The organism is Escherichia sp. KCJ4928, from assembly GCF_004352695.1.
Lineage (GTDB): Bacteria > Pseudomonadota > Gammaproteobacteria > Enterobacterales > Enterobacteriaceae > ECMA0423.
Genome location: NZ_SJWV01000128.1, coordinates 1 through 12008 on the forward strand (window position 1 = coordinate 1; position 12008 = coordinate 12008).

The window sequence follows — 12008 nt, forward strand, 5'->3', positions numbered from 1 at the left end:
ATGCAGGATCACGCAACATTAAAAGAAATAAAAGATTTAGCAAAGAACATAACACAGAAATACGGTACGCCGGATCTTTGTATAGAGGCGATGCGTAAAAAGAACCTGAAAACGATGATATTTATCAGTCAGTTGAAAGCAAAAACGAATTTTCAGGTTGTTGGTTTAACCATGAAGTGCTACTCCCCTTTGTGCAAGAACGCGTCCCGGATGGATCAGAATATCCGGGCTCCTGTACCCATGACATGGGCATTTATGATGCGTGAGGCGGGTTTTCCAGCAGTCAGGCCAATATATGAATTGCCACTAAGTGAGGATGTACTCGATGAGGTGCGCGAGGAAATGCGATCGTTAGGATCTTACATTGCGCTTAATTTAGAAGGTAGTTCGCAGGAACGTACATTTTCATTATCGATTGCAGAAAATCTAATAGCAAAAATTCAAAGTGAAACAGATATACCAATAGTGATCGTTCATGGACCAAAAGGGGAAGATAAAGCCAGGGTATTAGTGGATTGTTATAATAATGTCTACCGTTTATCCTTATCACCCTCGATTAAACGTTCAGCAGCAATCATAAAAGATGCTTATATCGCAATAACTCCTGACACCTCAATATTACATATGGCAAGTGCCTATAATACTCCCGTTGTTGCAATTTATGCTGATTACAAAACGCGATGGCCCGCAATGGCCGATGTTTCGGAGTCAGTCGTCGTTGGGCAAAAAATTGACAATATAAGTCTGGATGAATTCGCAAAGGCATTAAAAAGTGTTTTGGCGAGAATATGAGACAGTACTTATGCATAGTAATGCCGATCTGTTATGAACGGTGGTGTCATCAATACTCTGAGGCTGGTCAATCATCACAGAAAACCAGCCTTTGGATCAAAGCTGTACTCACCGGATACGATCATAGTCACATCGAACGCGATTCTTGCGGTGCAGCAGTTTTATTTATTCATTTTCTGTGAGAGAAGGGCAAGCTCTATAGAGGGAATGTAAAAAAGAGTGCTCCGAATGGAGCACTCTTTAAGAAATTATAACGGAAAATCACAGGTTTTTATAACATGTCGCATAAGCAAACCCAAGCTTTTCAAATACGCTTTGATCACCTGTTGCCAGGGAAACTACGTATTGTTCGCTTGAGTTTGCGGGACTAGATGACCAATACATATTTGATTGAAAACCAGCTTCAGTCGTGTAATGCCCCATATCTCCCCATTCACTGTACAGTGACCCGATGCCTCGGGAACGACTATGGTTTAAATGGTCTGCACGGGGAAGTGTGTAGCCATTGCTACTGCAAAAATTTTCAGCAAGGCTGTATATCATGAAAGCATCGCCGGAGTTCACCCACCAACTCTTCACACGGATTTCGTATACATAGCTAGGGCCTCCTGATTTTGGCGTCGCCGTAATCCTTTCCCAATTGCTGCCGACATTTTTAAATGTCACTTTACCGGTAGCATCAACATCGACCCAGGAGGCAGAGCTTGAAAACTCATAATCAGCCGCCGTTTTTCCTGGGGCAAAGTTGTCATTATTCAACTGATAATACGCCCCGGTGAACCCCTGCGAAGGGAATGTAGTTGTCGGTAGGTCAGTACCATTGACTGATACTGTACCGCTCATTATTTTGTCTTCTGCGCGAGTGAATTGTATTGTGGTACTCAGACCAGCTTGATGAACACCATTCAATACAGGGATCAGCGTTGCGATACCCTCTCCGCCGCCTGTAATGGTGGCTTTGTAATCACCGTTGATATTTTGACTGTAATCAATTGCGCTAATTTTCATATAGGGCACGTTAGTACCTGATTGCACAAATTCCATCCCTTCAGAAACTTTGATCGGATTGCCTGATATATCGTGCAAAACAAGATGTAGCTCAGCACTATCGGTAAAGTCCCCTTTCAGTGAGGACCGATTGTTCTTAAGGACGGACTGCGAGGCGTCTGCCGGGCCTGCCACCAGCGTTATATCTACTGTTTGCATTCCACCAGCGGTCGTGACTGCGCTTACCGTGACGCTACCTGTCATCGCTCCTTTCACGCTTGTTGTCGCGATTCCGTTTTGATCGGTCACCGCTGTTAATGACGTTAATGTGGCAGAGCCGCTTTTTAAGGCGAAGTACACAGTGAGACCTTCGATCAGGTTACCACTGCCATCCTCAACCGTTGCCTTTAAGGTACTTAAATCACTGTTGGTGGCGGCGATAGTCGATGGATCAGCGATAAAGCTAGCAACATGTGCGGCGCTTGAGTTGCCAGTGACTTTCACGGTTGTCTGTGTCTGTATTGTTACGCCGTTATGGAACGATGCAGTCACCGTATATGTACCGACTTTATTGCTGGTCAGAACGACCGGAGCCTGACCTGAAGAGTTAGTTCTCACTTTTCCGCCACTTAACGTCGCCCCTTCTGGCGTTACGCTAAAGTTGATGACCTGACCCTCCACTGGAGTGCCATTTGCAGAGGTTAGCGTTGCCGTCAGAGTAGTGCCTGTAGGGGCATAGACACCGATAAGCGGACTGGACGCCGTGAGTGTCAGTTTTTCATCAATAGCCTCCAGTTGTTTCTCAAGTGAGGCTCCATTCGCCAGGGATGCTTTCACCATATACGAACCGTTTCTTTCGGGCGTCATGGAGACCTCGGCTATACCATGCGTATCAGTAGAGACAATATTTTGGCTGATGGTCATGTGCTCTGGTGGCTCTGCACTGAATGTTACAGATTCATTAAGAATCGGGTTGCCAAACTGGTCGTTGACGTGAGCTTTAACTGCTACGTCTTGTGCGACCATTAGCTGACCTTCAGGTATCTCCAGACTGGTAATCGTTGCAGAATTAATATCTGCTTTTGCATTCAGTAATCGCGATATGACTTCAGTAGGTTTATCTGCCAGAGAGGCTGAAACTGTTTTCAGTCCGACTTCGGTGCTTGTCACAAGAATTTCAGCGAAACCCTGATCATCCGTTTCAACGCTGGTGCTGCTTAGCGTGACGGAGGTTCCGCGGAAATTAACTTTTATGCCTTCTACCGGGTTGCCGTTAGCGTCAGTGACGCTTGCAGTCATGGTCGCGCCCTCGGTCGTGCTGACGACGAATGAGTATACAGAGGTTAAGGAGGCTAGTGTTGCGGTACCAGCATCGGCAATCAAAGTCACCTGTTTCGTATCACTGACACCATAATTGTTCACGCTAACTGTCACGGGGTAGGTGCCGGATTTTGTACCGCTCAGTGTAACTTCAGCTTTGCCGTTGATATCAGTAATGGCGGAACCGCCTTGTCCGAGAGTGAAGCTTGCGCTCACGTCTGCCGGTAGCGTGAATGTCACCGCCTCATTGGCTAACGGGTTGCCGTTTCCATCAGTCACTGTTGCCTGAAGTATGGTCATCCCAACGTTATTGGCGATAAAGTTGTCCTCGGTAACGTTAAGATTAACCTGCGCACTGAGCGTATCCGCAATAAAGTTCACCACCAACTGCTCACTCTTACCGCCAGTCATCGATGCTGTAACAGTATGAGCGCCTGCTTTTGTACCTTTCAGCGTGACTTTCGCTTTGCCTTCAGCATCAGTAATCGCTTTACCGCCATCGCTCAGCGTGAAGTTCGCTTTCACATCTTCCGGCAGAGTAAATGTTACTTCAGTGTTGGCTATCGCATTGCCCTCTGTATCAGCGACTGTTGCTGTTAGTGTCGTGAGATCGTTATTGTCGGCAATCACCGGATCCTTCGAGGCTGCCAGCGTGATTTCGGCATTCGCGACGTTCGGCACATAGGTCACTGTTTGTTGCATCGAATCGCCATTTTCGAGGGTTGCCGTCACTTGATAAACCCCGGCTTTTGTAGCGGTAAAGCTTGCGTAAAAATTGCCGTCGTGGTTGGTAGTATATATAGCGTTATTACTGGGGGTCACGCCTTCACTTGGTGATACTCTGAGGGTTACCTCCTGCTGGGGTACACCGTTGCCGTAATTATCCTTCACCTCAATATACAGATTGGTAGTGTCGCCTGCGGAGACTGTATCAAAAAGTGCCTGTAGCAAGGTGAGATGTGCCGTAGACGCATCAGCGTTGACATTAATTGATGTGCTAAGCGTGGAGCTACCATTTTCCAGACTGGCCTCAACGGTATCCGGTCTCGCTCCTGATTCTATCGAGGAGCGGGTATTGGTATAAGTGACGGTAGCCTTACCCTGTTCGTTCGTTACGGCTTGGCCGCCATTCGTCATTTCGGCAGAGTTTGTTCTGCTGGTGAAGTTCACAGTCACACCTTTCACCGGAAAGCCATTATTATCAACGACTGTGGCGGTGATGACGCTGCCGGAGCTGTTCTGCGGGGTACCGGCGATTATGCTGTCTGGGACAGGCGTCAACTCGATAATTTTTGCCGCTGCTGTGTCGCCAATAAAATGCACAGTTTTGTTGTCGCTGGCACCATTATTAGCCAGTGATGCAGTGACCGTCTGCTCACCAAAGGCAACGCCTGCGAGAGTGGCCTGCGCGATGCCAGACTCATTGGTATTACTTACTCCCGGGGTCAGGGTGAGTCCTGAAGAGGCTGAGCTGAATGTTACCGGAAGATTATTCACCTCATTGTCGAACTGATCTTTAACCGTTGCAGTTAGCGTTGCGTTATCGACGCCATTACCTGTGATCTCATCTTTTGACATCTGCAGGACAACCTGAGCCGAGGTTTTGTCCGCCACAAACGTTACCGGCTGCGAATCACTGGTATTGTTATTACCCAGCGTTGCGGTAACCGTATGCGTACCCGCTTTTTTACCTTTCAGCGTGACATGCGCTTCCCCATTGGCTTGGGTGATGGCAATGCCGTTATTTTCGAGGGTAAAGTTTGCCGCAACGTCCTGTGGCATGGTGAAGTTGACCGTTATCCCCGCCACCGGATGATTCGACGGATCTTTCACTGTTGCTGTCAGAGTTGTCTCATCCACGCCATTCCCAATGATTTCCGCTTTCGATGTTTGCAGAACGACAACCGCTCTGTCTTTATCCGCCACAAACGTCATTGGCTGTGTATCGCTGACATTGCTGTTAGCCAGACGAGCCGTGATCATATGCGTGCCCGCTAACGTGCCGGTCAGGGAGGCGATTGCAACCCCGTTACTATCCGTCATGCCTTTTCCTCCGTTGCTAATCGAGAACTTACTTGCGACGTCGTTTGGCACAGAGAAGGTGATTTCTTTATCTTTTAGTGGGTTGCCATTTTTATCCTGCAAGGTTGCAGTCATATATTGCGGAGCTGTGTTGGTGACGGTGATATCACCTGAAGGCACACTGAGGGTCAGGGCAGCAGTACTTTGATCACCGATAAAAATCACCTGTTGATTAGCCTGAGAACCAGAGCTCACAGAGGCCGTAACCCTATAATCACCATTTTTCAAACTGGTCAGCGTAGCTGTGGCGATCCCGTCGTGGCTATTCACTTCGGTTTGGCTCAGTTTCGCTGCTGCTGAATTAACATTGAAAGTGACCTTGACGTCATTGAGCAGGTTGCCTTTTGCATCCCGGACTGTCGCGGTCATTGTGGCGCTATCATTGCCGTCAGCGACCACTTCATTTTTCGACTTCTGCAGATCAACCTGCGCGGTACTCGAGTCGCCGACAAAACTGACATTTAACGTTTGTTTCACGCCATTTTCAAGGGTGACTTCAACCGTGTTGTCTTCCTGCTTACTACTTTTCAGATCAAAAGTCGCCAGACCATTAACATCCGTTTTTGCGGTGTTTTGATTGTTAAAGCAAGTTGCCGACCCGCTTAATACCGCAAACGTGACGGTATGATCATTGATTGGGTTGCTTCCTTCATCAGCGACATTGACCGAGACGGTGTTTGCTGCATTCTCATTGGCGAGCACACCATTATTGCTGGCAGATAATGTCGCAATTTTTGCTGACTGCGGGTTGGCGTCGATGATAAATCCAGCGGTATGCAAATCTTCATTCCAGTTTTGCATTAACAGCTTCGCAGTAAGCCCACTGCCTCTGGTATAGGCGGTATAGGTTGCCTTATAGACGCCATCAGCGGTTTCTTTCCAGTCTGTAGTGACACCAGGTTTCACGTTGTCGATGCTGACTGCGGTATTCAGTTGCTGTTTTTGCTCCTTAACAGGTTTGTCATTTTCATCTCTCAGTTCTACCGTCACCTCGATAGGATTGCCGGAGAGATAACTGTCCTTATCAATCTTAATTGACGAGTGAGTTCGGGATGACGAAACAGAAATGATATTAACCACGGCGGGGGCTTTAGCCGCATCCACACCATTCAGCTGTGGCATCAGCGTCAGCGTGCCAGACATCGCTCCTGTGGTCAGGACTTGGGTATAGCTTCCGTCACCATTATCTTTCCAGTCAGAAAGGGTGATGTCCTGAACACCTTCGTGACGCGTCGAGAGCACCAGCCCGACAACAGGATTACCTGCTGCATCATGCGCAATAAAAGTCAGTGTGGCGGTTGAATGGGAATCCGCGTTCAATGTTTGGGTACTTAACGATACCGAGGAATCTTTCTGGCTTAGCGTAGGTGCCTGAACGACCACCATGCTCTGTTCACGATTCGACAAATTGCCTTTGACATCTTCGGCGGTGACTTCAATCGGCCAGGTGTTATCGGTTTCTGGCGTACTGGTGAACCGGTAAGCCGGCAGGGTAACCAGAATATCTTTACCCGTTGTGACCACTTTGCCACCGGCAGCTTCCAGTGCGGTGGCTTCGACGTTATAGCCTTTCAGGGCATATTTGGTTTGTAGCGACGAAACCAGTGATTTCACTTCTCCTGACTTCCCTGTCACGGGGTCTGTCAGGGGCAGGCGAACCAGTTCTTTTTTGCGATATTCCAGAACGATATTGTTGTTGCGATCCACCAGATCATAACGGCTGCCTGCAAGGCTACGCCGTGCAGCGACTTCATTCGGGTCAAGCTGTTTCTGCATTGCGCTGCCAGGTTGCCAGGTAAAATCGACGGCAAAACGGGTGTCATTTTCGCCCTGTTTACCCTGGCGTTGCTCCGCGCTGAAGGTCATCAGCGGGAAGGGGGTATAGTTAAGTCCAGCGGTTATGGCATGAGGATTACTTTGCCGATCGTCTTTATCGAACAGGGCCACTTCATCGCCATAATACTGTTCATAGACCAGTTTACCGCCAAGGTACGGCCAGGCGGGTAGCCAGCCTTCTGCGCGTACATCCCAGCCATTGGCCGGGCGGGCTTCATAATCGTTGTCCAGTTCAGGTGCGCTGCGCCAGTTGGTCAGTCGCAAATAGCCGTTACTGCTTAATTTTAGATAGTCGCGCCAGTACTCCGCGCCAATGCCGGCGCGGGAGTGGTAACGGCTAAGATCGTGGTCGAAAAAGAAGTTGATGCCCGACATCCATGTGGGAGTGAAATGACGCCAACCTAAGCCGTTGTTAATCTGCGTACGCTCGTCAGTACGATGGAGAGTATGCTGACTGAAAAAGAGATTATCAGGCGTTTCATACCACGGATGGAGAAAATCGAACTGGGAGTTCTTCAGGCTAAAATCTTCATCCACGCCCAGCGTGATTCTTGCGGTACCGAAGCGGCTTAACCAGTCTGTCATTGCGCCTGAAGCCTGAGAAGAGGCCCATCCACGCGCCATATTTGCCGCTTGCTCGCTGTTCATATCTTCGGCGAGCAGAGACCCGATTTGCTGTGAAGTACTGGCTATCTGTTGCTCGAGGTTGTCACTGCTATTACCCGGCGGCGGGGTTAATTTTTTTTCACTAACTTGTGCCGGGACATCCAGTTCATCACCCTGGCGGACATTATCAAAACCTCGAGCAAACGTACGAAACTGGTTGAGTTTGCGTAACTCAGCCACCGAAATACCGAAACGTTCGGCAACGCTTTGGGCCGATTCCAGCGCTCCAAGGGTGTAGGGCACCGTATTGGCATTTGCAATGGCAATTTGTGCAGGAACTGGTTGTTGGGTTGCGGCGTTTACCACACCTTGTGCTGCCGCAGCCATAGGGAACGCAAGTTGAGTTATCAGACAGATACCCGCAGTTAAGCGGCGTAGTTTAATTCCCATCCCGCATAAGATTTGTCGGTCATTTATTTTTTCTCCACTTCTCTTCTTCGTAGCCATGCTTACCTTCCCTGAACGAGCTAACATAAATGCGCCCTTTCTAGCACAGCGAAAAAATGTAAATCCTGATAGCAATATGATTGAAAATTAATAACTTTTCGTTAGGCAGTTTTGGGTGTGAGTTGCAAGAGGGGAGACTACTGAATAACTCAAGTTTTATAATCGAGGGGAAAATGGTGATGGCGTTCATAGCAAAACGCCCTCAACCATAAAGGTCGAGGGCGCTTAAGATGTTAAAAACCCGCTATCCGTTAAAAAACAATGTTCAACTAAGGTCAGTAACATTGCGCTAAAAAAGCGAATTTTTAGAATTTGGCTCCTCTGACTGGACTCGAACCAGTGACATACGGATTAACAGTCCGCCGTTCTACCGACTGAACTACAGAGGAATCGTGTGAACGGGGCGCATATTACTTAGCGGTACCTTGTCTGTCAACACTAAATTTCATAAGTCATTTCAATTGGTTAATTAATCTGCAAAGTTGTTAATTAATGAACATTCGTCGCCGAAAACGAGTCTGTATCATTAGTGCGATGCAGTCTCTGCAAAGGATCTTGTTGATAAAATTGGCAGAAACGTTGCCACAATGAAGGGAAACGAGGAGCAAAAAGTTCTGGGGCGCTAAAGAAATATTCAGAAAGTACGGCAAAACATTCAGCAGGATCACTGGCAGCATAAGCATCAATGCTCGCCGCATTCTCGCCAACCAATTCGATTTCTTCCTGAATGTTGTTCATTGCAGCATGAAGATCGTGTTCCCAGCCAGCAACCTCACGCAACGGAATAAAGGGAACTCCGCTGGCGCGATCGCCGTTACGGGTGTCCAGCTTATGAGCGACTTCATGAATAATCAGGTTAAAACCAGATGCATCAAAAGAATCTTGTATATCCAACCAGTTCAAAACGATAGGCCCTTGCTGCCAGCTCTGACCTGACTGAACAATACGTTGGTTATGCACCAGACCGATATCGTCTTCCCATTCATCATCGACCACAAATGGCGCAGGATAAATTAAGACTTCATGAAAACCATCCAGCCATTCCAGTCCTAACTCCAGAACGGGTAGGCAAAATAGAAGTGCTATCCGGCAGCTTCTTAATGAATCCAGTTCAAAGCCCTGTAAAGGAACAAGCCGCTTTTGCTGTAAAAAACGTTCGGCAAGAGTGACTAATTTGCTTTGTTCCTGTTCCGTCAGACCCGTTAAAAGGGGGATCGATAGTGCTTCCTGCCAGGGAAGGGCAGTTTGATATGCTGATTCTTGTACTTTCCAGGGCCACTTAATCATCGTTTTGCTCGCAAACTCGTCACTTGAACAAAATTGCACGGACAGGGACTGTTAAAATGCCAAATTTCCTGGCATCATGGCAACCATCTGAACGGAGAGATGCCGGAGCGGCTGAACGGACCGGTCTCGAAAACCGGAGTAGGGGCAACTCTACCGGGGGTTCAAATCCCCCTCTCTCCGCCACTTTATCAATGACTTATCTCCCGACTTCCCGCCTTGCTTTTCCTAAACAGAACAATCGTAGAATATTCTTGAAGGGTTAGATCGTCACTGTTTTCTGTTCGATACTGTGACATTCAGCACTTGATTCGCTATGGATCTGACAGGAAGCTTTCGAGCGAAAATGTGCAGTTATTCAGTCGTTTTCTTATCGCTCACCATTATTCTTTTAGACATTCATCCTATGAAACTGCCGCAAAGTTGGTGGTGGGAACTGAAGTTGCGTAGAGAAGGGTTCAATAATTGAGTCAAAAAAGGAACGCGGCCGTCAGATTAAAGCCGCGGGACAAAGTCCATAATTTCCAAGAGTTGTTGAATTTCCCAGCTTTTTTGAAAGCCTTTGTATCATACTAACAAGTAAAAAAGGTTTAAATACCAAAATTAACCTGTATTTTTGATAAGTCTTACCATTGTACGATTTACACAGTTTCTGCTCCTCCTTGTTGATAGTGGAAAGGGTGCATTGTGCACTTGCGTAAACATTTATGACGCGTTGATGTCCATGGTTCACATTTCCTTGTCAGGGGATCGACTTATTTGCGGCGAGGCATCATTCGTAACAGAGTATTATCTTTCTGAATGTAGTGATGAAAGAGTGCTGCGCCAGCGTGAGCTGCGATTAAAAAGTAACCTATATTTGCCCAGGTTTCGTGAATATTTTTTATCAGTGCTTTAATTTCGCTGTTTGGGGTAACAAAGGGAGACACATTGAAACCAAGGAAACTCCACGATTTTCCACTGTAAGCCATCAAAGCAATCCCCAGCAGAGGAAGTGCAAGGAAGGTTATATAAAGCATGATGTGCATTAGCGAAGCCGCTTTCATTTGCCAGGCAGGTGGCGGTGGCACAATAGAAGGATCACTATAACGGTGTTTTATAATCAGGCGTGAAAACATTAACACCCAAACGAATATACCCGCATTGTAATGTGTTTCTCGCATCAGCAGATAAGTACTACTACCTTTAGGAAACCAGCCACGGAGTTCCATCGCGGCATAGGTTATTGCAACGAAAAGCAGCGTTATCCAATGTAAATAAATTTGAGTTTTTGAGAATCGGTTCATTTTTGTAGCTCCTGTAATTTTTACAGTCAAGCTATCCCACGAACCTTAAAAATTCCTTATACAGATGTGGTTTTAAGAATTTGTTATTTAAAAAATTGATAGTGCACATTGTAACCAGCCAATATAAGCAATGGCGTGAGCACAGGTATCTTTCTCTGTTGGCCGTATTGTGTATGGAATCCGTTATTGGTTAACTCAATGCGGGTTAGCTTATTAATATACAGACACGTCATAGTGATGAGCGTGTCTGTAGCTAGCTTGCGTTCAGTGGCGTTTGTGGATGGACCAGTGGCAGTTATGATGACTTACTAAAGCGGCATCGAGGCGTTATCATGAGAATACTCAATGAGACATCATTTCCTCGACCACTTCTTCGCTACTCAACTGATATGGATAATACGTTGGCCAGTTTTCCATTTCATTTAATAAAGATTGCTGTGAATCATTACCCATAAAAATGTGAAAATGAGATGATTTTCGTGGTGCAATTATATGATCGCTAAATTGTATATATTTAGGGGCTTTGCTTTCAGGATCTTTACATTCGAATAAGTAACGAACGCCTTTCTTGCCTGATTTATAGGTGAGTATTTTGTATCCATCGTAATCATATTTACAGGATGTTGTTTCATTATTTCTATGGAATTCAACAATGCCGTCCTCAATGCCAATCATCTCGATATCTGTTGCATAACCTTTGTGATAATAATCTTTAATTTCAGCAAATGTTTTAGTTTTATCTGCATCCGCTTTCTTCTGAAAGACGGGGTCAAGTTTGCCACTTTGCAGTAAAGGATAAACGGATTGCCAGACTCCATCCCAGTCACTGAGCGTTCGGTTTTGTACATTGGCATCATCAAAAACACCATTAGCAGCTTTTTGTTCGACCTCTGTTAAGGGTTTGCCGTGTGAGTGATGACCATGCGAAAAGGCAGGAGCGCTAACAATAAAGACACCTAAAGCAACAGCCAGTTTGTGAAGACGAATCGCCAAAACAGTTTCCTCCAGAGTCATTGTATATGATGTGTAATGTTATATTGTAACATATGGCAAAATGCAACAACTCTTAGGAGATGAGAGCATAGTTTTCTCAGGTGTACTTATCTATCTTATTGAAATAAAATGAATTATATTGATAATTTGAGGTTGATGACAAACGAAACATAATCTGATGTGATCTGCGTAGATACTGTTATGGCCTGCAAGTTTTTTCCTGGTCCGGTTTCCCGGATTGCAGGCATGCCAGACACAGCGCCGTCAGGCGCTGTTTTTTTCATCCCTTCCGCGATTTTTACGCCGCTACCGGAT

Annotated in this window: 6 protein-coding genes and 2 tRNA genes; 2 read left to right on the top strand and 6 right to left on the bottom strand. The window is 46.5% G+C overall.

All coding sequences use genetic code 11. The features are described 5' to 3' along the window. The coding region (locus tag E0D98_RS16675) for a glycosyltransferase family 9 protein (RefSeq protein WP_131890767.1) at positions 1-792 on the top strand (792 nt) is incomplete at its 5' end. A gap of 261 nt (positions 793-1053) precedes the next feature. On the opposite strand, the gene yeeJ is transcribed toward E0D98_RS16675, so the two are convergent. The 3 genes from yeeJ to mtfA all read right to left on the bottom strand — a co-directional run bounded on the left by yeeJ (position 1054) and on the right by mtfA (position 9417). Further along, positions 1054-8130 carry an inverse autotransporter adhesin YeeJ gene (yeeJ, locus tag E0D98_RS16680; protein WP_032160416.1) on the bottom strand — a complete coding sequence of 2359 codons (7077 nt, stop codon included), beginning with the start codon at positions 8128-8130 and terminating at the stop codon, positions 1054-1056. 313 nt (positions 8131-8443) lie between these two features. Then, positions 8444-8519 (bottom strand) — tRNA-Asn (locus tag E0D98_RS16685). Between the two features lie 100 nt (positions 8520-8619). Further along, positions 8620-9417: a DgsA anti-repressor MtfA gene (gene mtfA / locus E0D98_RS16690; RefSeq protein ID WP_001471704.1), complete on the bottom strand. Its 798-nt coding sequence runs from the start codon at positions 9415-9417 to the stop codon at positions 8620-8622. Between the two features lie 93 nt (positions 9418-9510). Here mtfA and E0D98_RS16695 point away from each other — a divergent pair. Next, positions 9511-9600 (top strand) — tRNA-Ser (locus E0D98_RS16695). Between the two features lie 569 nt (positions 9601-10169). Here E0D98_RS16695 and E0D98_RS16700 read toward each other — a convergent pair. The 3 genes from E0D98_RS16700 to E0D98_RS27540 all read right to left on the bottom strand — a co-directional run. After that, positions 10170-10700: a cytochrome b gene (locus E0D98_RS16700; RefSeq protein WP_001079074.1), complete on the bottom strand. Its 531-nt coding sequence runs from the start codon at positions 10698-10700 to the stop codon at positions 10170-10172. A 342-nt stretch (positions 10701-11042) separates the two neighbouring features. Beyond that, positions 11043-11693 (bottom strand): metal-binding protein ZinT, encoded by a 651-nt coding sequence (zinT, locus tag E0D98_RS16705; protein ID WP_001007759.1) that lies wholly within the window; start codon positions 11691-11693, stop codon positions 11043-11045. Positions 11694-11827: 134 nt separating this feature from the next. After that, a partial coding sequence (locus E0D98_RS27540) for a hypothetical protein (RefSeq protein ID WP_096955494.1) occupies positions 11828-12008 on the bottom strand: 181 nt, incomplete at its 5' end.